This window comes from Prescottella sp. R16, from assembly GCF_030656875.1.
Lineage (GTDB): Bacteria > Actinomycetota > Actinomycetes > Mycobacteriales > Mycobacteriaceae > Prescottella.
This window is the reverse complement of sequence record NZ_CP130943.1, coordinates 3,178,914-3,204,712: the sequence shown is the minus strand read 5'-3', so window position 1 is coordinate 3,204,712 and position 25,799 is coordinate 3,178,914. Positions and strand designations below refer to the sequence as shown.

The window sequence follows — 25,799 nt, the reverse complement described above, 5'->3', positions numbered from 1 at the left end:
AGGTACGACGACGCCGTCCCCGCCACGTGCGGGGACGTGGCGGGGACGGCGATGCGACGGTGTGCGGGGGGCTGCTACTTCAGCTCTGCCGAACTCTTCCCGAGCAGTCGGCGCGCGATGATGAGCTGCTGGATCTGCTGCGTGCCCTCGAAGATGTCGAGGATCTTGCTGTCGCGGGCCCACTTCTCGAGCAGCGGACGCTGCGAGTAGCCGTAGCTGCCGGCCAGTTCGACGGCCTTGAGGGACACCGCGGTGCCGGTGCGGCCGGCCTTCGCCTTCGACATCGATGCCTCGAGCGAGTTGGGCTTCTTGTTGTCGGCCATCCAGGTGGCGCGCAACGCCAGCAGGTAGGCGGCCTCCCAGTCGGCTTCGAGTGCCAGGAACTCTGCCGCCGCAGCGTGCTGGTTGTTCGCGGGGACGTCGTACGAGATCTCCACGCCGGCGTCTTCGAGGATGCCGCGCAACTCCTCGAGGGCGGCCCGTCCGAGACCGATGGCCATGCCCGCGACGATGGGGCGGGTGTTGTCGAACGTCTGCATGACGCCCGCGAAACCCTTCTCCACGTTCACTTCCGGGCTGCCGAGGATGTTGTCCTTCGGGATGCGGCAGTCCTGCAGCAGCAGCACTGCGGTGTCGGACGCCTTGATGCCCAGCTTGTGTTCGAGCCGGGCCACGGACAGGCCGGGGGCGTCGCGGGGCACGACGAACGACTTGATCGCGGCGCGGCCCTTGGACTTGTCGACCGTCGCCCACACCACGATGTGCGTCGACCGCTCACCGGCGGTCACGAAGATCTTCTCGCCGTTGAGAACCCACTCGTCGCCGTCGAGGACGGCCGTGGTGGTGACGGCCGCCGAATCGGAGCCGAAGCCGGGTTCGGTGATGGCCATCGACGCCCACACCTTGCCGAACCGTTCGAGTTGCTCGTCGGTGGCGACCGCGGCGATCGCCGAGTTGCCGAGACCCTGGTAGGGGATCGACAGCGTCAGACCGACGTCGCCCCAACAGGTTTCGATCACGTTCATCAGCGACGCCATGTTGCCGCCGTTGGCGTTGCCGACGATGGACGGGGCGTCGCCGCGGCCCAGTGCGGCGCCGGACGCCCCCTGCCCGGAGTCGTTCAGGCCCTCCACCATCGCGGCCATCGTGTCGAGCTCGACCGGGTACTCGTGCTCGGCGAGATCGTACTTGCGGGACACGGGTCGCAGGATCTGTGCCGCGACCTGGTGGGCCTGGTTGGCGGACGCCTTGAGCTTCTTGGGAAGTTCGAGATTGATCATCGAAGGATCTCCTGTAAACGGATCGGGTCGGCGTCAGACGAGGACGATGCCCTCGGCAACGCCGACGGCTCGCAGGTCGCGGTACCAGCGCTCCACCGGGTGCTCCTTGGTGAAGCCGTGGCCGCCGAGCAACTGGACGCCGTCCAGCCCGATCTGCATGCCCTTGTCGGAGGCGAGCTTCTTGGCCAGTGCCGCTTCACGGGCGAACGACAGGCCCTGCTCGGCGCGGGACGCGCCGCGCAGCGTGACGAGCCGCATGCCGTCGAGTTCGATGCCGATGTTCGCGACCATGAACGCGACCGCCTGCCGGTGGCTGATCGGCTCGCCGAACGCCTCACGCTCGTTGACGTAGGGGATGACGTAGTCGAGGACGGCCTGGCTCGTTCCGACGGCGAGCGACGCCCAGCCGAGCCGGGCCAGCCGGATCGCGTCCGCGTATTCGCGGGCCCGCTGGTCGGCGTCACCGTCACCGAGGATCGCCGACTCCGGGACGGCGACGTCGGTGAGGAGCAGCCGGCCCAGGCCGGCGGCGCGCAGACCCATGCTCGGGTCCGCCTCGATCACGACACCCTTGGTGTCGGATTCGACGAGGAAGAACGCCGGACGCCCGTCGAGTTCGGCGGCGACGACGAACAGTTCCGCCGAACCGGCGGCGGGCACGAGACTCTTGACGCCGTTGAGCTTGTAGCCGCTGGGGGAGCGGACGGCCTTGGTCTGCAGCGCGAACGGATCGAACAGAGCGCGCGGCTCGCTCACCACGACCGCCGCAGCGGGCACGTTCTCGCCGGCGAAGGCGGGCAGATACGTCTGCTGCTGGGCGTCGGTGCCCCACTGGGTGAGGGCGACGGCCACACCGCTCGGCGCGAGGATCGGCAGTGCCAGACCCATGTCGCCGTGCGCGAGGGCCTCGGCGACCAGCGCATTGGTGACCGCGCCACGCTCGGACGCCACCCCCTCGAACTCCTCGGGAATGTTGACGAGCGTGATACCCAGTTCCGCGGCCCGCTTCGTCAGATCTACGGGCGCGGCGGCGGCCTCGTCGGCGTCGTGCGCGGCCGGGCGCAGGATCTCGGCCGAGAACTCGCGGACCGTCTCGACGATCATCTGCTGTTCGTCGGTGGGGGTGAGATCGAAGTAGTCGGCGTTCTTGGTGGCGCCGTCGGGCAGGCGCTTGGGTGCGCCGCCGCCGGAAACCTGGTTGAACGTGCGGGTCGCGGCGCCGAGGGTCTTGAAGCCGGTCTTGGTGCCCTCGTAGGTGACGCGGTCGATGACCTGTCGCAGGTTGTACTTCTCGGCCAGGTCGGACCCGGTGATCCGGGTCAGGATCCGCATGGCGGCGCCCATCGCGTCCCGTCGGACGGGGTTGAGGCCGACCGCCGAGGTGTCGCGGGGCTCACGCTGGGCGCCGTTCGTCTTCACAACGTCTTGCTTGCTCATGATGACCATTTCTCGGAGGTGCGGTCTCGGACTGTCACGACCTTACTCTGGAGTAAGAAAGGAAGTCGAGTCAACCCGAAAAGTGACGAACGTCACTACTCGGGTGTGCCGCCTTCTCGCGTTCTGCGCACTTGCCGCGAGAAACGGCGCCGAGAACCCGCGACAAGTGCGCAGAACGCGGGGAGAGCGGGGTGGAGAGGGGATCACGTCCAGGGCGTGATCGGCGGCTTGACCCACATGATCTTCTCGTCGGTGTGGTCGCGGACCGCCCGCGGATCGTCGGGATTCCGGTCGGCCCACCGGTCCTTCTCGTCGATCAGCCGGGCCGCGACCGTCCAGGTTTCGCGGGTGCTCGGCGGATTCGCCCCCGCCGCGCGCGCCAGCTTGCGGAGCCGGTCGTCGGGCATGTCGAGCAGTTCGGCGCCGCTGATGCCGCGCTCCCACACGAACCTGGCCAACCCGAGGGCCTTCTCCCGACGTTTGCGGTCGGCCTGATCGGTGTGGGCGAAGTCGACGTCGTCGGCGTCCATCGGTGTGTTCCTCCCGGGTCAGCGGAGCCGGGCGAGGACCTCGTCGTGCAGGAGTCCGTTGGTGGCGACGGCGCTGCCGCCGTGCGGGCCGGCGACGCCGTCGAGGCTCGTGAAGCGTCCACCGGCCTCCCGCACCAGGACGTCCAGGGGCGCCAGATCCCACAGCGACACCTCGGGCTCGGCCGCGATCTCGAGGGTGCCCTCGGCGAGCAGGCAGTACGAGAAGAAGTCGCCGTAGCCGCGGATGCGCCACACGTCGTCGGTCAGATCGACGAACTGTTCCCGGATGCCGCGGTCCTTCCATCCCGACAGGGACGAGAACGCGAGACTCGACGACGCCAGCTCGCCCACCGCGGACACCGACAGCTTGCGGGCCTCGCCGCCGTCGTACGCCGCCCACGCGCCCGCTCCGGCCGACGCCCACCAGCGCCGGTTCAGGGCCGGGGCGCTCACCACGCCGACGACGGGCACGCCGTCCTCGAGCAGCGCGATCAGGCTCGCCCACACCGGAACCCCGCGGACGAAGTTCTTGGTGCCGTCGATCGGGTCGATCACCCACTGGCGTCCCGTGAACGTGGCGTCGCCACCGAACTCCTCGCCGAGCACGGCGTCGGCCGGCCGCTCGGCGCCGAGCATCGCCCGCAGTGCTTCCTCGACGGCCAGGTCGGCGTCGGAGACGGGCGTCAGGTCCGGCTTGGCGTCGACCCGCAGATCGAGGGCGCCGAAACGGTCGCGGGTGATGGTGTCGGCGGCGTCGGCGAGGCGCAGGGCGAGTTCGAGATCGGTCACGCGCCCGACGGTACCGGGTCGTGGCGGTCCCGCGATTTCACCCGGTAGCCTGGTGAACTGTGCATCCTGACGTTTCCTCTGACCTCGCCGAACTCGACACCACTCTGACCACGGTCGAGAAGGTCCTCGACGTCGAGGAGCTGCGCCGACGCATCGACGAACTCGAGCATCAGGCGTCCGACCCGGAGCTGTGGAACGACCAGGAACACGCGCAGCAGGTCACCAGCGCGCTGTCGCACGCACAGTCCGAACTGCGCCGCGTCGAGGAACTGCGGGCGCGCCTCGACGACATGGCCGTGCTGTACGAACTCGCCGAGGAAGAGGGCGCCGACGCGGTCACCGACGTGCACGCCGAGCGGGAGCAGCTGCGCGCCGACATCGAGGCGATGGAAGTCAAGACGATGCTCTCGGGTGACTACGACCAGCGTGACGCGCTCGTCAACATCCGGGCCGGTGCCGGTGGCGTCGACGCCGCGGACTGGGCCGAGATGCTCATGCGCATGTACATCCGCTGGGCCGAGAAGCGCGGCTACGGCGTCGAGGTCTACGACACCTCCTACGCGGAAGAGGCCGGCATCAAGTCCGCCACCTTCGCGGTCAAGGCGCCCTACAGCTACGGCACCCTGTCCGTCGAGATGGGCACCCACCGCCTGGTGCGGATCAGCCCGTTCGACAACCAGGGCCGCCGCCAGACGTCGTTCGCCGAGGTCGAGGTGCTGCCCGTCGTGGAGACCACCGACCACATCGACATCGACGAGAACGACGTCCGCGTCGACGTCTACCGCTCGTCCGGCCCGGGCGGCCAGTCGGTCAACACGACCGACTCTGCGGTGCGCCTGACGCACGTCCCGACCGGCATCGTCGTCACGTGTCAGAACGAGAAGTCGCAGCTGCAGAACAAGGTGTCCGCGATGCGGGTCCTGCAGGCCAAGCTGCTCGAACGCAAGCGTCAGGAAGAGCGCGCCGAGATGGACGCCCTCAAGGGTGACGGCGGCAGCTCGTGGGGCAACCAGATGCGCTCGTACGTGCTGCACCCGTACCAGATGGTCAAGGACCTGCGCACCGAGTACGAGGTCAACAACCCGTCTGCGGTCCTCGACGGCGAGATCGACGGCTTCATCGAGGCAGGCATCCGCTGGCGGATGAGTCAGAACCAGGACTAGGCCGCGGGCCCGTATGCAGATCAGCTACCTCGCCCAGACCTCGATCGGTCCCCTCAACCAGTTTCTCGACTGGTTGAAGGTGACGATCCTGCCGATCTCGCTGACCGTGCTCGGGGCGCTGCTCGTCGCCCGGTTCGTGTCGTGGGCGGGTGGCCGGATCACCCAACGGATCGACGAGAACTATCAGCAGGGCGACGCGCTGGTCCGCTCGGAGGCCACCAAACACCGGCATTCGGTGGCGCAGGTCGTCACGTGGGTGATCATCACGCTCGTCTACACCCTCGCGATCGTGAAGGTGCTCTCCCAACTGGACATGCCGCTCGGTAGCCTCGTCGCGCCCGCGACCGTGCTCGGTGCCGCTCTCGGTTTCGGTGCGCAACGCGTCGTCCAGGACATCCTCGCGGGATTCTTCATCATCACCGAACGCCAGTACGGGTTCGGTGACACCGTGCAGATCGCGGTCACCGGGTCGGGGACGGACGCCGAGGGCGTCATCGAGGACGTGACCCTGCGCGTGACCCGGATGCGCAACGCGGACGGTGAGGTCATCACCGTCCCCAACGGGCAGATCGTCAAGGCCGTCAACCTGTCGAAGGACTGGGCGCGGGCCGTGGTCGACGTGCCGATCCCGGCGACCGCCGACATCAACCACGTCAACGACATCCTGCACCGGGTCGGGGAGGACGCGTACGAGGACAAGGCACTGCGACCGCTGCTGCTCGACACCCCCACCGTGATGGGCGTCGAAAGCCTCGAGATGGATCAGGTCAGCGTCCGGATGGTGGCCCGCACCCTGCCCGGCAAACAGTTCCAGGTGGGCCGGGCGCTGCGGGTGCGGGTGGTGGCGGCACTGCGCCGCGCGGGCCTCACGATCGCCGCCGACCTCACCGCCGAAGCGACCGGTGGTGACGAGTGACCGAGCAGGAGAACGTGACCGCGCAGAAGAAGCTGTCCCGGCTGTGGGCGCGGATTCCCCACACCCTGTTCCGCGGCCACATGCGCACCACGACCGCGGTCATGTGCGTGCTGTGGCTGGGGCTGTCGATCCTCAACGGCGAGCTCAATCCCACACCGTCGCCGGTGACCGAAGCCCCGGCTCCGGCCGGTACGGAACAGGGCACGTACATCCCGCCCGCGCCCGTCGAGAAGCCGCCGACCCAACCGTCGACCTCGGTGCCGGCGTCGCCGTCGGAGACCAGCGGGACGCCGACCCCGTCGCCGAGTCCGCAGTCGGGCCGCTCGGGCAGCTCGTCGAGTTCGACGACACCCGGCGGGCAGCGCGAGACCTCGACGCTCGAATCGCCCGGGGAGAACGGGTCCACGGTCACGTCGGAGACGTCGCAGAGTGAACCGGGATCGGTGGAGACCACACCACAGAACGAGACCACCGTCGTCCCCACCCCCGAGGGCTGACGCGGCCCGGAATCCGCCGCGTCGTTCCCGAAGGTCACCGTTGGATAACGGCTAGACTGGCTCCTCGTGATCAGCGTCAAGGATGTCTCCAAGTTCTACAAGGCCTCCACCAGGCCGGCTCTGGACAAGGTGAACGTCGAGATCGACAAGGGCGAATTCGTGTTCCTCATCGGGCCGTCAGGCTCCGGGAAGAGCACGTTCATGCAGCTCCTGCTGCGTGAGGAGACGCCCACGTCGGGAGACATCCACGTCGCCGACTTCCACGTCAACCGGCTGTCCGGACGCAAGGTTCCGAAGCTGCGGCAGAGCGTCGGCTACGTGTTCCAGGACTTCCGGCTGCTGCCGAACAAGACGGTGTCGGAGAACGTCGCGTTCGCGCTCGAGGTGATCGGCAAGTCCCGCTCGGTGATCGCCCGCACGGTCCCCGAGGTGCTCGATCTGGTGGGCCTGTCCGGGAAGGCTGACCGGCTACCCAACGAGCTGTCCGGTGGCGAACAGCAGCGGGTCGCGATTGCGCGGGCGTTCGTGAACCGGCCGCTCGTGCTGCTCGCCGACGAGCCGACCGGCAACCTCGACCCGGACACCAGCGGCGACATCATGCTGCTGCTCGAACGGATCAACCGGACCGGCACCACCGTGCTCATGGCCACGCACGACCACCACATCGTCGACTCGATGCGCCGCCGCGTCGTCGAACTCGATCAGGGCAAGGTGGTGCGCGACGAAGCGAGGGGTGTGTACGCCGTCGGCCGCTGACCGGCGTACACCACGTTCTCTCCTGCCCGGACGACTGCGACGACTGCAAGGACTGCCTACCCCGATGCGTGCCAGCTTCATCTTCAGCGAGGTCCTCACCGGCCTGCGCCGCAACATCACGATGACCGTCGCGATGATCCTCACCACCGCGATCTCGCTGGGGCTGTTCGGCGGCGGCCTGCTGATCGTGCAGATGGCCGACAAGACGCAGCACATCTTCCTGGACCGCGTCGAGGTACAGCTGTTCCTCACCGACGACATCTCCGCGGCCGACCCGAACTGCGAGCAGGACATCTGCCGGGGCATCCGTACCGATCTCGAGAACACCGGTTCGGTGGTGTCGGTGCAGTACCTCAACCGGGACGACGCCGTCGTCGACGCCACCGACCGGGTGTTCAAGGACAACCCGGAACTGGCGTCGCTGGTGAGTGCCGAGTCGTTCCCGGCGTCGTTCAAGGTGAAGCTGAGCGACCCGGACCAGTTCGAGGCCCTCGGCGCCGACTTCGCGCTGCGGCCCGGTATCGACAGCATCCTCAACCAGCGTGAACTGGTCGACCGGCTGTTCAGTGTTCTCGGCGGCATCCGCAACGCCGCGTTCGCGATCGCGATCGTGCAGGCGATCGCCGCGATCTTCCTCATCGCCAACATGGTCCAGGTCGCCGCCCTGACCCGCCGCACCGAGGTCGGCATCATGCGGCTGGTCGGCGCGACCCGCTGGTACACGCAGCTACCGTTCCTGCTCGAAGCCGTGGTGGCGTCCCTGATCGGTTCGGCGCTCGCGATCGCCGCCCTGTTCACAGCGAAGAACCTGTTCGTCGACGATGTCCTCGCCGACATCTACGACGCCAACATCGTCGCCCGCATCTCCAACAGCGATGTGCTGCTGGTGTCGCCGTTCATCGCGATCGCCGGCGCCGGCATGGCCGCGATCACCGCGTACGTGGCGCTGCGTCTGTACGTGCGGGACTGACGGCCGGACGGCCCGGGGGCGTGCAGGGCGTAATCCGGTTGCCGCGGCCCCTATGCTGGGAGGCGTGAAAGAAAAGGGCCGCAAAGTCATCGCGACCAACCGCAAGGCACGCCACAACTACACCATCCTCGACACGTACGAGGCCGGTGTGGCGCTGGTCGGCACCGAGGTGAAGAGCCTGCGGGAGGGCAAGGCGTCGCTGGTCGACGCGTTCGCCACCGTCGACGACGGCGAGGTGTGGTTGCGCGGCCTGCACATCCCGGAGTACGGCCACGGCAGCTGGACCAACCATGCGCCGCGCCGCACCCGCAAGCTGCTGCTGCACCGCCGCGAGATCGAGCACCTGGTCGGCAAGTCCCGCGAGGGCAACCAGACCTTGGTGCCGCTGTCGATGTACTTCTCCGACGGCAAGGTCAAGGTCGAGCTCGCCCTCGCGAAGGGCAAACAGGACTACGACAAGCGCCAGGACATCGCCCGACGCACCGCCGAACGCGAGGTCACCCGCGAACTCGGACGGCGCATCAAGGGCATGCGTTAACGCGTCGCCCGCTCCCACATCTGCAGGTACGCCTCGGCGCCGCGGGACAGATCGGTCAGGAACTGGTCGCCGTCGGTGCCGGCGTACGTGCGCATCGCCTCGATCCAGTCGGGGATCATCCCGTACTGGGCGAGCCCGTCCCGGTTGAAGTCGAACACCCGCGTCCCGGCCTGCTGACGATCCAGGACGGTGCCGTCGAACGCCGTGAACGGGTAGTCGACGAGGCTGCGGCCGTTCTCCGGTGGCGCCGGCTGGGCCCCGAACCCGTTGGTGTCGGCGCCGAATCCGTAGCCGAAGAAGTAGTCGTCGTCCCGGACGTCGCGGGCCGCGCGCCACTCGTCGACGAAATTCTCCGCCGGACCGGCATACGACGCGACGAATCCGCCGAGCGTGTAGATCCGCGGATAGTTCGCCGGATCGGTCCACCCGTGGCTCGACACGACACCCGGATAGCGGGCGTCCTCGAGGATCGTCAGGGCCGCGTCGGCGGCCTTCGCGCTCATGTGGTCGACGTCGACGATCATGCCGCGGTCGATCAGTCCCCGGACCGCGTACGCGCCGAGATCGGTGAGCCCGCGAGCGTTGCACGACGGCCCCTCCGGATACACCGGCAGCGTCACGCCCGGCGGTAGCATCGCGGCCACCTGTCCAGCGGTGTCGGCGTCGACGTTCCCGATCGGGTTGTCCTCCGCCGCGGAGACGCACGGCTCGGTCTCCCAGAACCGGCCGGTGCCCAGGAAGTTACCGGCGTTGACCGCGATCCCGGTGATGCCCTCGTCGAACCGCACCCCACCGAGCGCATTGTCGAACTTGTGGGCGAGGATCACCTGCCGCACCCCGAGCGCGTACAGCTCGTCGAGACCGGCGTCGATATCGGCCTCGGTGCACTGCGGGGCCCCGTCCCGGATCCCGCAGCCGAACGGCTCGGAGATCTCCACGCCGAGGGTGACGGCGAGCTTGCCGGACGCCGCCACCTCACGGGCCCGGGCGGGGGAGTCGACGATCCGGAACCAGCCGCGGCCCGGGCCCCCGTACTGGGCGTCCACGTAGTCCTGGATCTCGCGGGCCTGCCGGGCCTGGATACGGGCGGTCTCCATCTCGTCGCACGGGTTGCTGCGCAGCGGGTACAGCTCGCACAGCACCCGGTTCGACACCAGCAGGTTCGTGAAGATGCGCAGCCCGCCACGCCACGCCCGCTCGACCCACCGGTAGTACGTCTGCTCGTGTGTCATCGAGTCGTACGCGGGGACGTCGGCGAAGCTCGGCCACATCGTGGTGTCGTGGTTGTCGAACGGAGTGCCGTGCGACAGGACGTTCTCGAGCAGGGCGGTCGCCCCGTCCGGGCCGTGGTCGTCGCAGTCGCGCAGCGCAGCCGCCACACCGAGCGGCGAGTACGGCTTCCCGCAGCGGATCTCGCCGCCGATGAACTCGTTCGCGTTCATGTGGACGTGGGCGTCGACGAAACCCAGCACCTGACCGGACGCGTCCGCCCCGGCCGGGACACCGGTCGCGTTCACGTCGGCCTCCGGGACGTCGGTGCACCCGGTGGCGGCGGCGAGCCGGAAGCGTCCGGCATCGGGTGCGGGACCCGGATCGGTGACGGTGAGCCGGCCGTCGGCGCCGACGCTCAGCTGCCTGCCCGTCACCGTCCCGACCGCGGTGTAGAGCCCGTCGGTGTGGGTCAGTGTCCAGTCCGCGTCCGGGGTCGGCTGTGGTGCCGCGGTGACCGCGCCGGGACCGCCGGTGATCGACGTGCCGTCGTCGGCGACGAACAGGAACCGGCCGAGTTGCGCGGCCTGCATCCGGAACGGGGTGGCGGACGCGGTGTCGGTCGTCCGGAAGCCGTTGCCGTCGCGGACGACGACACCGCGTCCGCCGTCGGCGGCCAGCGTGTAGCAGCCGCCGGCGAGTCCGTACACCGGGTCGGTGGCGGGTCCGGGGTCGTCGGGCATCGGGGACAGGGGAGCCGCTACGGCCGCCGTCGTCGCCGCCAGGGTGACGGCGACGACGGCGCCGAGCAGTGCAGCCGCTCGGCGTTGCACGGATCCGGATCGAGCGGTCATCACGGCCTTCTCCTGACGAAACGGTCTGTTTCGTCAGAAGACTAGATTCACTTGAACAGCCGTCCAGGTGGATTCGGCGAACTGTCCCGCAGTGTGGACGCCGTCAGCAGTTGCTGGGCGCGGGCAGGCCCGCGAACCGGTCCGCGATGTACTGGATCGCCTCCGGCAGCCCGAGGGCGGCGTTGGTCATGTGCTCGGCGATGGGGAAGCTGCGGAACTCGAGCGTGGCACCGGCCTTGCAGTAGCGGTCGGCGGTCGCGGCGACCGAGCCGTACGGGGTGAGCGGATCGGAGGTGCCGTGCCACATGAACATCGGCGCGGTGGGGATGCCGGGGTAGTTCACGATGCTGTTCTCGCGCATCACCGCTTTCACGGCCTCGTCCTGCAGCAGGCTCGTCGAGTGCGCGACCTCGCTGACGCCGTGCAGGACCCCCTTCGCGAGCAGCAGGGTGCGGCACTCGTCCTTGAACTCGTCGCGCAGCGCGAGCCCGGCCGGCGTGAGCTGGTCACCGAGCGGCAGCTTCTCCGGATACTCGCGTTCGAGGCCGATCGCGGCGGCGAACCCGAGCCCGAAACCGGGATGCCGGTCGGCGAGACCGAGACCGACGGCCATCTCCTCGATGTTCGCGGGCACACCGCCCTGCGCGACGCCGACGAGCTTCACGTCCGGCGCGTACGTCGAGTTCAGGGCTGCCGCCCATGCCGTCGACATGCCGCCGCCCGAATAGCCGGCCAGTGCGACGGGGCTGTTCGCGAACTGCAGCTCCGGCACGTTCTTGACGGCCCGGACGCCGTCGAGCGTGATCATGCCCCCGAGCTTCGCAGCACCGTAGGCACTGTTCGGTCCGAGATGGTCGGGCAGTGCGACCGCCCAGCCCCGCGACAGGGCGAGCGGCAACCCGAAGACGTCCTTGATCTCGCCGGTGAACAGCGCCGCCGACGGTGCGCACTGCAGTCCGAGCGAGTTGACGATCGCCTGGTACGACAGCACGGGCATGTCGGCGGGCGCATTCACGGGCTTGAGGACGGTGGTGACCGCCGGGATCGCCTCGCCCGCGGAGTTCGTGGACCGGTACTTGATCTGCCACACCTCGTTGCCCGACGCCAGCCACGTGTCGGCGCGGCGGACCTCGAGGACGTCGCCGGGCGCCTTGGTGGCGATGTCCGCCGGTGCGGCATAGAACGGATCCGGTAGCGGAGTCGGATACGCCGGTGTCGCGGAAGCCGCCGGTGTCGCGACCGCAGTGCCGACGAGCGCGGTCAGCGCGAGTGCCGCAGTGGCCGTCAGTCGACGTGCCAAGGACGTCATGAATCACTCCCCAGTGAAGGTGACGAATCAGTAAGGTGACGAGTGTCACCGGGCTTCCCCGACCCGGGGAGAGACACTAGCGGAAATCGGGATGAATCCTGTGCCGTATCGGGTTACAGTGGGTGGCCCCCCGAAAATCGAGGGGCACGTACGGGGCTGAACGGTTTCGACTGCGTACGTTGAGTCAGGGGAAGCGTGTCGGTGCAGGCAAGAGACCACCGTAAGCGTCGATGCAACCAATTAAGCGCCGATTCCAATCAGCGCGACTACGCTCTCGCTGCCTAAGCAACGAAGCGTGTCTGTCAGTCCGGCCTCGCCCTCGGGTCGGGTACTGGCATCAGCTAGAGGGCTCCACCGTTCCACTCGGTCGCGGAGTGGAACGGGACATCCAACAGCGACTGGGATCGTCATCACGGCTTGTTCGCGAGACCGGGAGATCCGAGTAGAGACATAGCGAACTGCACACGGAGAAGCCCAGGCAAGGCTGCGTAGGACCCGGGTTCGATTCCCGGCAGCTCCACCGCAACGAAGGGGCCCGATCGGAAACACTTCCGATCGGGCCCCTTTTCGTTGCCGGAAAGTCTTCTGCACCCGGCTGGCAGACTCGACCCATGGTTGCGCGCTACCCGTCGATCGAGCCGTACGAGACCGGCCTGTTGGAGGTCTCCGACGGCCACCGCGTGTACTGGGAGTGCGTCGGTGATCCGGACGGTGTCCCTGCGGTCTATCTGCACGGTGGACCGGGCTCGGGGGCCGGACCCGGCAGACGACGTCTCTTCGACCCGAACGTGTTCCGGGCCGTGCTCTTCGACCAGCGCGGTTGCGGTCGCAGCGAGCCGCGCGCGGACGATCCCACGGCCGACCTGTCGACGAACACCACGGCCCACCTGATAGCCGACATCGAGCGGCTGCGGAAACGTCTCGGGATCGAGAAGTGGATCGTGGTGGGTGTGTCGTGGGGCGTCACGCTCGGACTGGCATACGCGCAGGCGCACCCGGATCGGGTGACCGGAATGGCGCTCGGGGCGATCACCTCCGGCACCCCGGAGGAGATCGAGTGGATCACCCGCGACATGCGGCGGATCTTTCCGCGTGAATGGGAGCGCTTCGTCGAGCCGGTTGCCGAGGACGAGCGGGACGGCAACCTTGCGGCGGCGTACGCGCGGTTGCTCGCCGACCCCGATCCGTCGGTCCGCGAGCACGCGGCCGTCCGTTGGTGCGAGTGGGAGGACACGCACGTCTCCCTCGCCCCGGGCTGGACGCCGGACGCGCGATATCGCGATCCGCTGTTCCGGAGCGTCTTCGCGCGCACGGTCACGCACTACTGGGGCAACGATTGTTTCCTGGCCCCGAACCAACTCCGCGACGGTATGCACCTGCTCGCCGACATTCCGGCAGTGCTCGTGCACGGCCGGTACGACGTGTCCGGGCCGGTGGACACCGCGTGGGACCTGTCGCGTCTGTGGCCGGGCAGCAGACTGGTCGTCGTCGACGACGCCGGCCACGGAGGGGGAGGCTTCACCGGGCAACTCGTCGCCGCGATCGACTCGCTCGCGTCCCGGATCGGATGACCCGGGTGCGTCGGCCGGACGGAGGTACGGGCACGGTGGAGATGCGGGCGCTGACCGTGGTCGCGGTGGGCGGTGCGATCGGCGCGGGGGCCCGGTACCTGCTGTCCCACGAGTTCTCCGGCATCTGGACGGTCGCGACGATCAACATCGCCGGCTCGCTGCTGCTGGGGTGCGTCGCCGCGCTGCTCGGCCCGGACCGGTTGTGGCGCCTGTTCCTCGGCACCGGCGTCCTGGGCGGCTTCACGACGTTCTCCACGTTCGCGGTCGACGCCGTGCAGAACCCGGGCACCGCGATCCTGTACGTGTTCGTGACGCTGCTGCCGGCGCTGCTCGCGGCCCGACTCGGCATGGCGGTCGGCGAGTACGTGCACGCCCGACGGTCGGAGGTGCCGGCATGACGGTGCTGTGGGTCGCGCTCGGCGGCGGCGCCGGCGCCGCCGTCCGGTATCTGGCGGGCCGGCACCTGCATTCGTTCGGCAGTTTCCCGGTGCCCACGTTCGTCGTCAATGTCGCCGGCTGCCTGATCCTGGGCCTGCTCGCGGGCGCGACGCTGCCGCCGGCGGTGTTCGCGCTGCTCGGCACCGGATTCTGCGGCGGCCTCACCACCTACTCGACGTTCGCGACCGAGGCCGTCGGTCTGGCCCGGGTGCGGCGCACCGTCACGTCGGCGGTGTACGTCGCGGCCAGTCTCACGGTCGGGATCGGTGCCGCCTGGACGGGATTCCACCTCACTCGTTGAACCCGCCGGTAGGTCGGGTTCCTGGCACGATGGAGCCGGTTCGACGGTGCAGGAACGAGGAAGCGGAGGCGATCGATGGTGCACGAACGGGCGGGACAGGTGGCGCTGCCGGAGGATCTCGAGGACCTCGCGCACCTGGTGTCCGCGTACTACACGCGCACCCCGGACCCGTCGGATCCGTCGCAGCAGGTGGTGTTCGGGACGTCCGGGCATCGTGGCTCGAGCCTGGACGGTGCGTTCAACGAGGCGCACATCCTGGCGACGACGCAGGCGATCGTCGAGTACCGCGCCGCCCAGGGCATCACCGGTCCGCTGTTCCTCGGCCGGGACACGCACGCCCTGTCCGAGCCGGCGTGGGCCACGGCCCTCGAGGTGCTCGTCGGGAACGACGTCGAGGTGGTGGTAGACGCCCGCGGACGGTACACGCCCACCCCGGCCGTCAGCCATGCGATCCTGCGGCACAATGCGTCCGGCGCCGCGGCCGCCGCGGACGGCATCGTCGTCACCCCGTCGCACAATCCGCCCCGCGACGGTGGCTTCAAGTACAACCCGCCGCACGGCGGACCCGCGGACAGCGACGCCACCTCGGTGATCGCGGCCCGCGCCAACGAGCTGCTGCGGAACGGATCGTCCGGGATCACCCGGGTGCCGCTCGACCGGGCACTCGGGACGGCGGGGCGCCACGATTTCCTCGCCGCGTACGTCGACGACCTGCCGAACGTGATCGACCTCGATGCGATCCGGGCGTCCGGGCTGCGGATCGGTGCCGACCCGCTGGGCGGCGCGTCGGTCGACTACTGGGCGGTGATCGCCGACCGGCACCGTCTCGATCTGACGGTCGTCAACCCCGTCGTCGACGCGACGTGGCGGTTCATGACCCTCGACGGTGACGGGAAGATCCGGATGGACTGTTCGTCGCCGCACGCGATGGCGTCGCTCATCGCGGCCCGCGACCGGTTCGATCTCGCGACCGGCAACGACGCCGACGCCGACCGGCACGGCATCGTCACCCCCGACGGTGGCCTGATGAACCCCAACCACTACCTGGCGGTCGCGATCGACTACCTGTTCACGTACCGCGGCGGCTGGTCACCGATGGCGAAGGTCGGCAAGACCCTCGTCAGTTCGTCGATGATCGACCGGGTCGCCGACGAACTGGGCCGCCCCGTCGTGGAGGTGCCGGTCGGCTTCAAATGGTTCGTGCCGGGCCTGAGCGACGGCAGCCTCGGGTTCGGCGGCGAGGAGAGCGCGGGTGCGTCGCTGCTGCGCCGGGACGGCACCGTGTGGACCACCGACAAGGACGGCATCGCGCTCGCCCTGCTCGCCGCGGAGATCACGGCCGTCACCGGGCAGAGCCCGTCGCAGCGGTACCGGGAACTCACCCGCCGGCACGGCGACCCGGCGTACGCGCGGATCGACGCCCCCGCCACCCGCGAACAGAAAGCGGTGCTGGCGGCGCTGACACCGCAGCAGGTGGCGGCGTCGGAGCTGGCGGGTGAGCCGATCACCGCGACCCTGACGACGGCCCCTGGCAACGGTGCCGCGCTCGGCGGGCTCAAGGTCACCACCGAGCACGCGTGGTTCGCGGCCCGGCCGTCCGGCACCGAGGACGTCTACAAGATCTACGCCGAATCGTTCCGCGGGCCCGAGCATCTCGCGCAGGTGCAGTCGGCGGCCCGGGAGCTGGTCTCCCGCGCACTGGGACTCGGCTGACCTGCGCTGTTGCTGCGCCGATAGAGTTCGTCGGCGATGACGCACACGCCTGACAGCACCTCGACACCCGCCACACCCCTGCCCAAGGAGATCTGGGTTCTCGTCGCGGCGGCGTTCATCGTCGCGGTCGGCTTCGGCATCGTGGCACCGGTGCTGCCGCAGTTCGCGCGCAGCTTCGACGTCGGTGTCACCGCGGCCTCCGCGGTGATCAGTGCGTTCGCGTTGATGCGGTTGATGTTCGCGCCGCTCAGCGGTTCTCTCGTGCAGAGGCTGGGGGAGCGGCCCACCTATCTGACGGGTCTGCTCATCACGGCGATGTCGACGGGAGCGTGCGCGTTCGCCGAGACGTACTGGCAGCTGCTGCTGTTCCGGGGGCTCGGTGGTATCGGGTCGACGATGTTCACGGTGTCGGCGCTGGGCCTGCTGGTCCGGATCTCCCCGCCGGACGGCCGCGGCCGGGTGTCGGGCGTGTATTCGGCGGCGTTCCTCATCGGCACCATCACCGGCCCGCTGTTCGGTGGCGCGCTCGCCGGGTTCGGGCTGCGGGTGCCGTTCGTCATCTACGCGGTCGCGTTGCTGATCGCGGCGGGTGTCGTCTATCTGGCGTTGCGGAAATCGCATCTCGCGGAGCCGGAGGGCGACAGCGGGCTGACGACGATGACGCTGCTCGACGGTGCGCGGTCGCCGCTGTTCCGGGCGGCCCTCGGATCCAACTTCGTGACCGGATGGGTGATCTTCGGGGTACGGATTTCGCTGGTGCCGTTGTTCGTCGTGGAGGTCCTGGGCGGCAGCGGGGCGATGGCCGCGATCGCGTTGACGGTGTTCGCGCTCGGTAACACCGCCGTCCTCATGCAGTCCGGCCGGTGGTCCGACCGGATCGGGCGCAAACCGTTCGTGCTGCTGGGCCTGGTGGTGTGCGGTGTGTCGACCGTCGTGATGGGGCAGACCACCAATCTGGTGCTGTTCTTCGTGGCCACTGCGGTGTGCGGGCTCGGATCCGGGATCATGGGCCCCCCGCAGCAGGCCGCGGTCGCCGACGTCATCGGCTCGAAGCGGCGCGGTGGGCCCGTCCTCGCCGTCTACCAGATGGCCAACGACATCGGCACTTTCTCCGGCCCGCTCGTCGCGGGTGTCGTCGTACAGGAGTTCTCGTACGGGGCCGCGTGGACGGTGACGGGTGGGGTCATGCTGCTGCCGGTCCTGCTGTGGATGTTCGCGCCCGGCGGCCGGTACGACGCCGACACGACGCTCACAGCAGGATCAGGAGACCCCGACACCGACGAGTACACCGACGGCGTACGTGGCGCCGACGGCGATGGCACCGAACAGCAGTTGCCGGAGCGCGCCGTGGAGCACGGGCCGGTCGGTGAACCGGGCCGCGAGCCCGCCCGCGAGCAGTAGTCCCACCCCGCCGACGGCCAGCCCGGCGACGAGGGAGTCGAAGCCCAGCAGGTACGGGATGAGCGGGATGATCGCGCCGATCGAGAACATCACGAACGACGATCCGGCGGCGACCGCCGGAGACGGCTTCTCGTTCGGGTCGACGCCGAGTTCGTGGGTGATGTGGATGTCGACGGCACGGTCCGCGTCGGCGTGGATCTCGGTGGCGGCCGCGGCCGCGGTGTCCTCGCTCATGCCCATCGCGGTGAACGTCTGCACCAGTTCGGCCTCCTCGGCCTCCGGATGCATGCGCAGCGCTCGCCGTTCGACCCGGACCTCGGCGTCGATCTGCTCGTTCGCGGTCCGCACCGACGTGTACTCGCCGAGAGCCATCGAGAACGCGCCCGCGACGAGGCCCGCGACACCGCTGAGCACCACGGTCTGCGCGTCGACGCCGGCGCCGCCCACACCGGCGACGAGTGCGGTGTTGGTGACCAGGCCGTCCATCGCGCCGAATACGGCGGCGCGCAGCCAGCCGCCGGACACGTCGGCGTGGGTGTGGTCGAAGTCGTGCGGCAGGGCACCCTCGGGCGGTATCGCAGTCACCTCGTGAACGTAGCCCCGGAGACGGCTCCGTGGCGGTAGCGACGCAGTTCCCGCCAGTCCCGCGTGTCGGTAGCGTTACGGTCGTGCACAGACAGCAGTGGACGCTCGGCGTCAGTTTCCTCGCCCGCCTCGGCCTGGCTGCGGTGTGGCTGGTCTCGGGATGGATCAAGTTCGCCGACCCCACGCAGACGGTCGTCGCGGTGCGGGCCTACCAGCTGTTGCCGGAGGATCTGGTGCGGCCGGTGGCGTACACGATGCCGATGTTCGAGATCGCGCTCGGCCTGTTCCTCGTGATCGGTCTCGGGGTGCGGATCGTGGCGGTGGTGTCGGCGGCGACCCTGCTGGTGCTGATCGGTGTGATCGTGTCGGTGTGGGCGCGGGGCCTGTCCATCGACTGCGGTTGTTTCGGTGGGGGTGGCGCCGCCGATGTGGACGGCGGGGACTACGCCCTCGAGATCGCCCGCGACATCGGGTTCCTCGCTCTGGCGGTGTGGTTGACGATCCTGCCGCGCAGCCCGCTGTCGCTCGGCCCCCGGTCGCGTCCGCGGTTCTCAGTGCCCCCTCAGGCTGCGGTGGCAGAGTAAAGAACGAGTAGTGCCCGCACGGATGTCACTCCCATGACGAAGGACGCGAAGTGAGTTCGAAGAAACCGAAGTCGGTCAAGTACAACCCCCAGCCCACGTCGAGCAGGACCACCTACCTCATCGGTGGCCTGGCGATCGTCGTGATCGCGGCGCTGGTGATCGGCGGCATCCTGTTGACGAAGAGCAACGACGAGGCCCGCAACGCCGGCTACGGCGCCGTCCGGAATCCGGCCGTGCAGGTGACGATGGAGGACACCGGTGTCGTCCGGTTGGGGATGCCCGACGTCACCAACACGATCGACGTGTTCGAGGACCCGATGTGCCCGTACTGTGCGCAGCTCGAGCAGAAGCACGGTCAGGAGGTCGCGCAGGCGATCGACGAGGGCAAGTTCGCGGTCCGCTACCACGTCCTCAACTTCCTGGACCGGCTCTCGGCGAGCGGCGACTACTCGACCCGCGCGGTCGCGGCCTCGCAGTGCGTCGCGCAGACCGGTGACGCGATCGCGTACTCGACGTTCCACGGCGAACTGTTCTCGCCGGACAACCAGCCCGCCGAGCAGGGCAAGTCGGATCTGTCGAACGACGATCTGGCGCGGCTCGCGACGGATGCCGGCGCGAACGACACGGCCGTCTCGTGCATCACGAGCGGGGAGCGGATGCAGCAGGCCGCGGCGGACGCCGAGACGGGACGCCAGGCCCTGTCCGCGTCCGGGGCGACCGGCACCCCGGCCGTCGTCCACAACGGCACGGTGGTCGACGCTCTCGGCAACCCGAACTGGGTCGCCGAGGTCTCCCAGCCGTAATCGGATGCGGTGGCCGGCCCGGGTACGGGCCGGCCACCGGCCGCCGTCGTCGCGGAAACGCTTTTGACCAGCCGATTTGTTGTCCACGTCGCCGGTGGTGTACTTTTTCTTCAGCGCAAGGGAGTCCCTCCCGAAGCGTAGAACGCAATTTCACACGGGGCTATGGCGCAGCTGGTAGCGCACCACACTGGCAGTGTGGGGGTCAGGGGTTCGAGTCCCCTTAGCTCCACAGAAAAGACCAGGTCAGACAATTGTCTGACCTGGTCTTTTTTCGTCGGTCCCTCGGGCGGGTCCGCGGAAGGATCGAGCACCCCTATTCGGGTGATGCTGCCTGCGCGGTGGGGACCAGGGTGTTCTGCCTGCGGACGATCCACCAGCGACCGTCCCGCCGCGCGAACACGTACAGCGCCGTCATCTCGGGTGCGTCACCCCGGTCGGCTGCTTCCGCGGTCGACCAGGCGCGCTTGTGTGCGACCGCGATGTCGGGTGCGAGCATCGACATCCCGTGGAGACGGTAGTGCGCGGTGGCGTCGCGGAGGGACGCCTGCGAGAGCCCGCGGCGTGTGGTCGCCTTGATCTCCTCGCGCCCGGCGGCCTCCGTCCCGACCGCGTTGACGATGCGGGCGTCCGGGGCGACGTCCCCGAGGAGCAGTTCGGCATCGTTCCGGTTGAATCCCTCCTCGACGTTCGCGACGATGGCGCGGAGCGCGGCCGCGTCCTCCGGTGAGACGGCCCCGTCGAACTCCGCGTCGGGGTGGAACACGGCGGTGTTCTGCCCTTGCACGAGACGCCATTCGCCGTCCCGTCGTGCCCACACGTAGGTCGGTTTCCCCTCTCGTCGCGGTGAGAACGACTGTTCGTCCGTTGTCAGGGCCTCCTGGTCGATGCTCGTGACCGCGATGTCGGGTGCCAGGAAGCGCACGTCGACCACGTCGTAGCGCACGGATTGTTCCGCCATCGCGCCGGGCAGCACCGTGCGGGTGAAGGCCGCGATCTCGTCGAGTCCGACCAGGCGGCGGCCGGCACCGTTGACCCACACGGCGTCGGGGGCGAACAGGGCGAGGAAGCCGTCGACGTCTTCTGCGCGTTGCGTGCGCTGCACGACGGCGACGAGTTCGCGGAGACGGGCGGTGTCTGCGTCCGTCGGGGTGGGGAGCGTGTTCTCGGTTGTCATACGTCGGACAGTGCCGGATCGAGTGCACTTGAAGTCAAGGTCGGGTCCGCGAGACGGGCCAGACGGTGTCGAGCGGGGCGCGGAGTAGTCTCACGCGCCCCGCTCGACGGCTCGCCCGGGCAGGGGGGAACGCCGGGCGAGCCCGTTGCTGCCCAGGGGGGGAGGGCAACTTTTTGTACTGTAGTGCAATTTGTGGCCCAGGGCACGAATCTGAGGCATTCGACCAGCGTGAAGTGACGAATTCCTCACCCCGTGCCGAAGGCTTGTGAAGAGACGGGACTACTGCTAACCGGTGGCCGGGCGGGCGGGAGCGAAACTGTTCCCGGGGGCGAACTGCCCGCAGTTGCCGGTCGCCGCGACACCGCTGAGCCGGTCGTGGAGCCAGATCACGGCACCGGGCAGCCACGCGACGGCGGCCGGGACGTGGCTGAGCGCGGCGTATTCGTCGTACTGGACGGTGAGACCGGCGTCGCAGTAGCGGTGGGCGAGGCCGCGGACGTCGCCGGCGACCATGATGCCGTCGCCGGGGCCGATGCCGGGACCGCCGGGCGGGGTGCCCTCGAGGACGCCGTTGGCGCCCTGCCCGATGAACATGGGGATCGTCGGTACCGGAGCAAGGCCCATGTTGATCTTGTTCACGGCGTCGACGTATTCGGGGATCGAGTTGGGGTCCTCGTAGCCGGGCTTCACCATCTGCTCCCACGTCAGCCCCGGATACTGCGCGATGACGTTGCCGATCGAGGCGTCCGCGAGTCGGCCCACGACCTCACGGCCACGATCGTTGAGGTAGCGGTCGAAGTCGATGCCGTAGGAGCGGGCCACGCCCACGACGGCCATGCCGACCACACCACCCCAGCCGATACTGCCGCTCGCGTAGCGCAGATTCTTCGCCGGATCGACCAGCACACCGCCCTGTGCGGCCCCGACCAGGTCGGCGTCGATCTCCGGTGCATAGGAGGGCGCGAGAATCGCGGCCCAGTTCGTGGCGATCGCGCCACCGGAATACCCCATCAGGCCGATGTCGGTGCCGACCGTGACACCCGTCTCGGGCACGGCGCGGACGGCCCGCAGCGAATCGAGCGTCGTCATGCCGTACTCCGGGCCGGCCGCGAAGTCCGCGTTCGGGCCCTCGGTGTCCGGGATCACCACGGTGTAGCCCATGGCCAGCAGCGGTCCGAACACGAACGCTTCGCTGGACGCGACCGCCCCGCCGATCTCGAGGTTGCGGCCGTCGACCGTCCACCCGCCGAGTGGGGTGTTGCCGGCGATGGCCCGCGACGGGCTGTCCTCCGGATTCAGGGAGTCGTAGAACGACTGGTAGGAGACGACCTTGCCGGGGAGGGCGTTCGCCGGGCGCAGCACCGACGTCACGTTGGCGACGGGCCGACCGAGGGCGTCGGTCGACCGGTAGAGGATCTGTACCGCCTGCAGCGGTGTGGGCACGTTCACCACGTTGTACGACGTGGTGCGAGTCTTCAGGACGGTGCCGGGCGCGTACGACTCCAGCGGTGCGGTGCCGTCGTAGCGGTAGAAGCCGTCCGTGCCGGGCGGTGCCGGTGCGGCGCCGGCGAGCGGTGCGGCAGTCAGTGTGAGTGTGGCCGCGAGCAGGGTGACCATCGAGCGTGCAATCGACTTCGTCCGCAACTCGGCTCCTTCGGTCGTCGTTCCCCGCCGCGGCGGGGAAATGTGAGGAGTAGCATAATCGAACTTACTTTCCGGTAGGGAGGGGTTGCCGGAGTCGGTGACACACCGGGCCGGCCCGCGAACCTAGTACGATGGCCGGTCGGTTGTCGTCGAGGTCGCGGAGGTCGCAGGTGGCGAGGAAGCGGAGCTCGCGGTCGATCCCGGTCGTCGTGGTGGCGGGTTTTCTCGGGTCCGGGAAGACGACCCTGCTCAACCATCTGCTGCACCACAACGGGGGCACCCGGATCGGTGTGATCGTCAACGATTTCGGGTCGGTGAACGTCGATGCGATGCTGGTGGCCGGTCAGGTCGACTCGATGATGGCGCTGAGCAACGGCTGCATGTGCTGTGCCGTCGACGTCAGCGACATGGACGAGATGCTCGACCGGCTCGCGCACCGCACCTCCGAGATCGACGTGATCGTGGTGGAGGCGAGTGGGCTCGCGGAGCCGCGCAACATGATCCGGCTCGTCCTCGGCAGCGAGAACCCGTACATCACGTACGGGGGGCTCGTCGTGGTCGTCGACGGCGCCGAGTATCAGGAAAGCCGCCGTCGGCACCCCGAACTCGACCAGCACGTCGCGATCGCGGATCTGGTGGTGCTCAACAAGATCGACCGCATCGACGTCGCCGCCCGCGACGTGCTGCGCGGCGACGTGGTCGCGATCAATCCGCGTGCCGCGCTCGTGTCGACCGTGCGCGGCCGGGTCGATCCCGGACTGCTGTTCGACCGGACGCCGCGCCGACGACCGAGCCCGGGGGAGCAGCTCTCGTTCGACGAACTGCTCACCGGCGGCAACGACTGCGGGCACGACGGCGGCGAGGCCGACACGGACTGTGGTCACGAAGACTGTGGGCACGGCGACCACATTCACGAGATGTATTGCAGTGTGACGTTCACCTCGCGGTCGCCGATGCATCCACGCCGGCTGATCCGGTTTCTCGAGAAGCAGCCCACCGGGGTGTATCGGATCAAGGGGTTCGTGTATTTCGGGGTGCCCGGTCATCAGCACAAATACCTGGTGCAGGTGGTCGGCGACCACATCGCGTTCAGCCGGCAGCGTTGGTCGGCGGGCGAGGAGCGGCGTACCGACCTGGTCGTCATCGGTACCGATCTGGACGGCGAGGGGATCGACGCGCTGCTCGAGGCGTGCACCGAACCGGACGCCGACGCGCTCGAGCCGGACACGATGATGGGCGTACACCGGTACACCGACCCGGCGTGACCGGACCCGGTACGGGGGCGCTCACCCGACGGCTACGGTGGTGGGGTGACCGAATCTCCCGTTTCCGTGTACGAAGCCATCCGCCGCCGCCGTGACGTCCGCGCCGAGTTCAGCGGCGAACTGATCCCGGACGATGTCCTGCAGCGGGTCCTGGGTGCGGCGCACGCGGCCCCGAGTGTCGGGAACACCCAGCCGTGGGACTTCGTCGTGGTCCGTGACCCGGACACTCTCGACACGTTCGCGAACCATGTGGCCGACCGGCGCAAGGCATTCGCCGAGTCGCTGCCCGAGGAACGCCGAAAGACGTTCGATCCCATCAAGATCGAGGGGATCCGGGAGTCGGGTACCGGCATCGTCGTCACGTACGACCCGTCCCGCGGCGGGACGAACATCCTCGGCCGGCACACGATCGACGACACCGGACTGTTCTCGGCGGTTCTCGCGATCCAGAACCTGTGGCTCGCGGCGGCCGCCGAGAACGTCGGCGTCGGCTGGGTGTCGTTCTACGACGAGGAGTACCTCACCGAGTTGGTGGGGGTCCCGGAGCCGGTGCGTCCCATCGCGTGGCTGTGCGTCGGCAAGGTCGACAAGTTCCAGGAGGTGCCGGACCTCGAGCGGTTCGGGTGGCGCAACCGTCGCGACCTCGCCGACGCGATCCACTGGGAGAAGTTCTGATCAGTCCCGGCCGGTAGCGCGGGGACGCCGGCTGCGGCCACCACGGCTGCGGCCACCCCGCGCACCGGGACGGCGGCCGGGTCCGGCGTTGCCGCCCGCGCCGCCGGAGGCCGGCTTGTCGACCTTCGGGGCCGGTGCCACATAGGCGGCGGGTTCACCGACGAGCCGGGTCACGTGCTCGGAGTCCGCGGTGACCTGCACCGGGGACACCTTGATCGCGGCCTTGCGCATGAGCGCCGACATGTCCTTGCGCTGATCGGGCAGCACGATCGTGACGACGTCACCGGCGCTGCCGGCGCGGGCGGTGCGGCCCGAACGGTGCAGGTACGCCTTGTGTTCGGCGGGCGGGTCGACGTGCACGACGAGTTCGACGTCGTCGACGTGGACGCCGCGTGCCGCGACGTCGGTGGCGACCAGGACGCGGGCCTCACCGGAGGAGAATGCGGCCAGGTTCCGGTCGCGGGCGTTCTGCGACAGGTTGCCGTGCAGGTCCACCGACGGGATACCGGATTCGGTGAGCTGCCGGGCGAGCTTGCGAGCCTGATGCTTGGTGCGCATGAACAGGATTCGTCGACCCTGCCCCGAGGCGAGGGTGTGGACGAGGGCCTTCTTGGCGTCGACGCCGGTGACGTCGAACACGTGGTGGGTCATCGCGGCGACGGGGGAGGTGGCCTCGTCGACCGAGTGCAGCACCTCGTTCTGCAGGAACCGTTTGACGAGTTTGTCGACGCCGTTGTCGAGCGTCGCGGAGAACAGCAGGCGTTGCCCGCCCTTCGGGGTGGCGTTCAGGATGCGGGTGACGCCGGGCAGGAAGCCGAGGTCGGCCATGTGGTCGGCCTCGTCGAGGATCGTCATCTCGACGGCGTCGAGGGTGACGAATCCCTGCTTCATGAGGTCCTCGAGCCGTCCCGGGCAGGCGACGACGATGTCGACACCGTGTTCGAGGGCATTGACCTGACGGTGCTGCGACACGCCGCCGAAGATCGTGGTCACCCGCAGCCCGGACGCTTTCGCGAGCGGCTCGAGGGCCGCGGTGATCTGCGTCGCGAGTTCCCGGGTCGGGGACAGGACGAGGCCCCGCGGCCGGCGGGGGCGGCGTTTGCCGCCGGCGAGACGCGCCGCGAGAGGGATGGAGAAGGCCAGGGTCTTGCCGCTGCCGGTCTTGCCGCGGCCCAGGACGTCCCGCCCGGCGAGCGTGTCGGGCAGCGTGCCGACCTGGATGGGGAACGGCGCGGTGATGCCGCCACCGGCGAGGGCGGCGACGATCGGGGCGGGCACGCCGAGAGCGGAGAAGGACAGGGGGGCGTCGGAGACGGTGGTAGACAAGGTGACTGAGAGCCTTTCGGGCAGAGTCCGGGCACAGTGGATCGCCGCAAGACATGCTCGAGAAAGGAAGC

General features: G+C 69.0%; 23 protein-coding genes, 1 tRNA gene, 1 other RNA gene and 2 pseudogenes. 17 read left to right on the top strand and 10 right to left on the bottom strand.

Translation table 11 applies throughout. From position 1 onward, the window contains the following. Positions 1-74: 74 nt before the first annotated feature. The 4 genes from Q5696_RS15015 to hisN all read right to left on the bottom strand — a co-directional run bounded on the left by Q5696_RS15015 (position 75) and on the right by hisN (position 4,036). The gene (locus Q5696_RS15015) at positions 75-1,280 is read right to left on the bottom strand and encodes an acyl-CoA dehydrogenase family protein (RefSeq protein WP_305092110.1); all 1,206 of its coding nucleotides are present in this window, start codon (positions 1,278-1,280) and stop codon (positions 75-77) included. Positions 1,281-1,313: 33 nt separating this feature from the next. Continuing rightward, positions 1,314-2,726 carry an acyl-CoA dehydrogenase family protein gene (locus Q5696_RS15010; protein WP_305092109.1) on the bottom strand — a complete coding sequence of 471 codons (1,413 nt, stop codon included), beginning with the start codon at positions 2,724-2,726 and terminating at the stop codon, positions 1,314-1,316. Between the two features lie 194 nt (positions 2,727-2,920). Next, positions 2,921-3,247 carry a hypothetical protein gene (locus tag Q5696_RS15005; RefSeq protein ID WP_305092108.1) on the bottom strand — a complete coding sequence of 109 codons (327 nt, stop codon included), beginning with the start codon at positions 3,245-3,247 and terminating at the stop codon, positions 2,921-2,923. 18 nt (positions 3,248-3,265) lie between these two features. After that, positions 3,266-4,036, bottom strand: coding sequence for a histidinol-phosphatase (gene hisN, locus Q5696_RS15000; RefSeq protein WP_305092107.1), 771 nt, complete (start codon positions 4,034-4,036; stop codon positions 3,266-3,268). Between the two features lie 59 nt (positions 4,037-4,095). Between hisN and prfB the strand changes: the two genes are divergently transcribed. The 6 genes from prfB (at position 4,096) to smpB (ending at position 8,876) form a co-directional block, all read left to right on the top strand. Next, positions 4,096-5,199, top strand: a complete 1,104-nt coding sequence (prfB, locus tag Q5696_RS14995) for a peptide chain release factor 2 (RefSeq protein ID WP_305092106.1) — start codon at positions 4,096-4,098, stop codon at positions 5,197-5,199. 13 nt (positions 5,200-5,212) lie between these two features. Beyond that, the gene (locus Q5696_RS14990; protein ID WP_305092105.1) at positions 5,213-6,115 is read left to right on the top strand and encodes a mechanosensitive ion channel family protein; all 903 of its coding nucleotides are present in this window, start codon (positions 5,213-5,215) and stop codon (positions 6,113-6,115) included. Further along, on the top strand, positions 6,112-6,612 hold the full coding sequence (locus Q5696_RS14985; RefSeq protein ID WP_305092104.1) for an Rv3103c transmembrane domain-containing protein: 501 nt from the start codon (positions 6,112-6,114) through the stop codon (positions 6,610-6,612). Before Q5696_RS14990 ends, Q5696_RS14985 begins: the two co-directional genes overlap by 4 nt. Before the next feature lie 66 nt (positions 6,613-6,678). Then, positions 6,679-7,368, top strand: a complete 690-nt coding sequence (gene ftsE / locus Q5696_RS14980; protein ID WP_305092103.1) for a cell division ATP-binding protein FtsE — start codon at positions 6,679-6,681, stop codon at positions 7,366-7,368. A 64-nt stretch (positions 7,369-7,432) separates the two neighbouring features. Beyond that, positions 7,433-8,338, top strand: coding sequence for a permease-like cell division protein FtsX (gene ftsX, locus Q5696_RS14975; RefSeq protein WP_305092102.1), 906 nt, complete (start codon positions 7,433-7,435; stop codon positions 8,336-8,338). Between the two features lie 64 nt (positions 8,339-8,402). Further along, a complete protein-coding gene (smpB, locus tag Q5696_RS14970) occupies positions 8,403-8,876 on the top strand; it encodes an SsrA-binding protein SmpB (RefSeq protein ID WP_305092101.1) in 474 nt (157 codons plus the stop codon). On the opposite strand, the gene Q5696_RS14965 is transcribed toward smpB, so the two are convergent. Together Q5696_RS14965 and Q5696_RS14960 are read right to left on the bottom strand one after the other, a co-directional pair. Next, entirely contained in the window at positions 8,873-10,939 is a 2,067-nt protein-coding gene (locus tag Q5696_RS14965) for an amidohydrolase family protein (protein WP_305092100.1), read from the bottom strand. The genes smpB and Q5696_RS14965 overlap by 4 nt on opposite strands. A 103-nt stretch (positions 10,940-11,042) precedes the next feature. Next, positions 11,043-12,248 carry a lipase family protein gene (locus tag Q5696_RS14960; RefSeq protein ID WP_305092099.1) on the bottom strand — a complete coding sequence of 402 codons (1,206 nt, stop codon included), beginning with the start codon at positions 12,246-12,248 and terminating at the stop codon, positions 11,043-11,045. A gap of 152 nt (positions 12,249-12,400) precedes the next feature. Between Q5696_RS14960 and ssrA the strand changes: the two genes are divergently transcribed. From ssrA to Q5696_RS14930, 6 genes and pseudogenes are all read left to right on the top strand, one after another. Next, positions 12,401-12,771, top strand: a transfer-messenger RNA (tmRNA) gene (gene ssrA / locus Q5696_RS14955). 88 nt (positions 12,772-12,859) lie between these two features. Next, entirely contained in the window at positions 12,860-13,819 is a 960-nt protein-coding gene (gene pip, locus Q5696_RS14950) for a prolyl aminopeptidase (RefSeq protein WP_305092098.1), read from the top strand. Further along, the gene (locus Q5696_RS14945; protein ID WP_305092097.1) at positions 13,816-14,217 is read left to right on the top strand and encodes a fluoride efflux transporter FluC; all 402 of its coding nucleotides are present in this window, start codon (positions 13,816-13,818) and stop codon (positions 14,215-14,217) included. The genes pip and Q5696_RS14945 overlap by 4 nt, the downstream gene beginning before the upstream one ends. Continuing rightward, positions 14,214-14,558 carry a fluoride efflux transporter CrcB gene (crcB, locus tag Q5696_RS14940; RefSeq protein ID WP_305092096.1) on the top strand — a complete coding sequence of 115 codons (345 nt, stop codon included), beginning with the start codon at positions 14,214-14,216 and terminating at the stop codon, positions 14,556-14,558. The genes Q5696_RS14945 and crcB overlap by 4 nt, the downstream gene beginning before the upstream one ends. Positions 14,559-14,633: 75 nt before the next feature. Next, positions 14,634-16,271 (top strand): phosphoglucomutase (alpha-D-glucose-1,6-bisphosphate-dependent), encoded by a 1,638-nt coding sequence (pgm, locus tag Q5696_RS14935; RefSeq protein ID WP_305092095.1) that lies wholly within the window; start codon positions 14,634-14,636, stop codon positions 16,269-16,271. Positions 16,272-16,307: 36 nt separating this feature from the next. Then, positions 16,308-17,492, top strand: a pseudogene (locus Q5696_RS14930) (MFS transporter); the annotation flags it as partial. A gap of 39 nt (positions 17,493-17,531) precedes the next feature. Here Q5696_RS14930 and Q5696_RS14925 read toward each other — a convergent pair. After that, the gene (locus Q5696_RS14925; protein ID WP_370654800.1) at positions 17,532-18,257 is read right to left on the bottom strand and encodes a VIT1/CCC1 transporter family protein; all 726 of its coding nucleotides are present in this window, start codon (positions 18,255-18,257) and stop codon (positions 17,532-17,534) included. An 83-nt stretch (positions 18,258-18,340) separates the two neighbouring features. Here Q5696_RS14925 and Q5696_RS14920 point away from each other — a divergent pair, with 83 nt between their 5' ends. The 3 genes from Q5696_RS14920 to Q5696_RS14910 all read left to right on the top strand — a co-directional run bounded on the left by Q5696_RS14920 (position 18,341) and on the right by Q5696_RS14910 (position 19,873). Further along, complete coding sequence (locus tag Q5696_RS14920; RefSeq protein WP_305092093.1) at positions 18,341-18,841, top strand: DoxX family protein; 501 nt, start codon at positions 18,341-18,343, stop codon at positions 18,839-18,841. Between the two features lie 50 nt (positions 18,842-18,891). Next, on the top strand, positions 18,892-19,644 hold the full coding sequence (locus Q5696_RS14915; RefSeq protein WP_305092092.1) for a DsbA family protein: 753 nt from the start codon (positions 18,892-18,894) through the stop codon (positions 19,642-19,644). A 156-nt stretch (positions 19,645-19,800) separates the two neighbouring features. Beyond that, positions 19,801-19,873 (top strand) — tRNA-Ala (locus tag Q5696_RS14910). Positions 19,874-19,957: 84 nt separating this feature from the next. Here the strand turns inward: Q5696_RS14910 and Q5696_RS14905 are convergent. Both Q5696_RS14905 and Q5696_RS14900 read right to left on the bottom strand, forming a co-directional pair. Continuing rightward, on the bottom strand, positions 19,958-20,818 hold the full coding sequence (locus Q5696_RS14905) for an SgcJ/EcaC family oxidoreductase (protein WP_305092091.1): 861 nt from the start codon (positions 20,816-20,818) through the stop codon (positions 19,958-19,960). A gap of 285 nt (positions 20,819-21,103) precedes the next feature. Beyond that, positions 21,104-22,462 carry a lipase family protein gene (locus tag Q5696_RS14900; protein WP_305092089.1) on the bottom strand — a complete coding sequence of 453 codons (1,359 nt, stop codon included), beginning with the start codon at positions 22,460-22,462 and terminating at the stop codon, positions 21,104-21,106. A gap of 131 nt (positions 22,463-22,593) precedes the next feature. On the opposite strand from Q5696_RS14900, the gene Q5696_RS14895 reads away from it, so the two are divergent. After that, positions 22,594-23,727, top strand: a complete 1,134-nt coding sequence (locus Q5696_RS14895; protein ID WP_370654799.1) for a CobW family GTP-binding protein — start codon at positions 22,594-22,596, stop codon at positions 23,725-23,727. Positions 23,728-23,772: 45 nt separating this feature from the next. Next, complete coding sequence (gene bluB / locus Q5696_RS14890) at positions 23,773-24,402, top strand: 5,6-dimethylbenzimidazole synthase (protein WP_305092087.1); 630 nt, start codon at positions 23,773-23,775, stop codon at positions 24,400-24,402. Here the strand turns inward: bluB and Q5696_RS14885 are convergent. Beyond that, positions 24,359-25,728: pseudogene (locus Q5696_RS14885) on the bottom strand (DEAD/DEAH box helicase); the annotation flags it as partial. The gene bluB and the pseudogene Q5696_RS14885 overlap by 44 nt on opposite strands. Between the last annotated feature and the right edge of the window lie 71 nt (positions 25,729-25,799).

Bases quoted from the DNA above. Each gene is read 5' to 3' on its own strand.
- Q5696_RS14895 (WP_370654799.1), top strand. From the start codon at position 22,594: ATGGCCGGTCGGTTGTCGTCGAGGTCGCGGAGGTCGCAGGTGGCGAGG.
- Q5696_RS15015 (WP_305092110.1), bottom strand. From the start codon at position 1,280: ATGATCAATCTCGAACTTCCCAAGAAGCTCAAGGCGTCCGCCAACCAG.
- Q5696_RS15005 (WP_305092108.1), bottom strand. From the start codon at position 3,247: ATGGACGCCGACGACGTCGACTTCGCCCACACCGATCAGGCCGACCGC.
- ftsX (WP_305092102.1), top strand. From the start codon at position 7,433: ATGCGTGCCAGCTTCATCTTCAGCGAGGTCCTCACCGGCCTGCGCCGC.
- pip (WP_305092098.1), top strand. From the start codon at position 12,860: ATGGTTGCGCGCTACCCGTCGATCGAGCCGTACGAGACCGGCCTGTTG.
- Q5696_RS14965 (WP_305092100.1), bottom strand. From the start codon at position 10,939: ATGACCGCTCGATCCGGATCCGTGCAACGCCGAGCGGCTGCACTGCTC.
- Q5696_RS14960 (WP_305092099.1), bottom strand. From the start codon at position 12,248: ATGACGTCCTTGGCACGTCGACTGACGGCCACTGCGGCACTCGCGCTG.
- Q5696_RS14990 (WP_305092105.1), top strand. From the start codon at position 5,213: ATGCAGATCAGCTACCTCGCCCAGACCTCGATCGGTCCCCTCAACCAG.
- pgm (WP_305092095.1), top strand. From the start codon at position 14,634: ATGGTGCACGAACGGGCGGGACAGGTGGCGCTGCCGGAGGATCTCGAG.
- crcB (WP_305092096.1), top strand. From the start codon at position 14,214: ATGACGGTGCTGTGGGTCGCGCTCGGCGGCGGCGCCGGCGCCGCCGTC.
- Q5696_RS15010 (WP_305092109.1), bottom strand. From the start codon at position 2,726: ATGGTCATCATGAGCAAGCAAGACGTTGTGAAGACGAACGGCGCCCAG.
- Q5696_RS14905 (WP_305092091.1), bottom strand. From the start codon at position 20,818: ATGACAACCGAGAACACGCTCCCCACCCCGACGGACGCAGACACCGCC.
- Q5696_RS14945 (WP_305092097.1), top strand. From the start codon at position 13,816: ATGACCCGGGTGCGTCGGCCGGACGGAGGTACGGGCACGGTGGAGATG.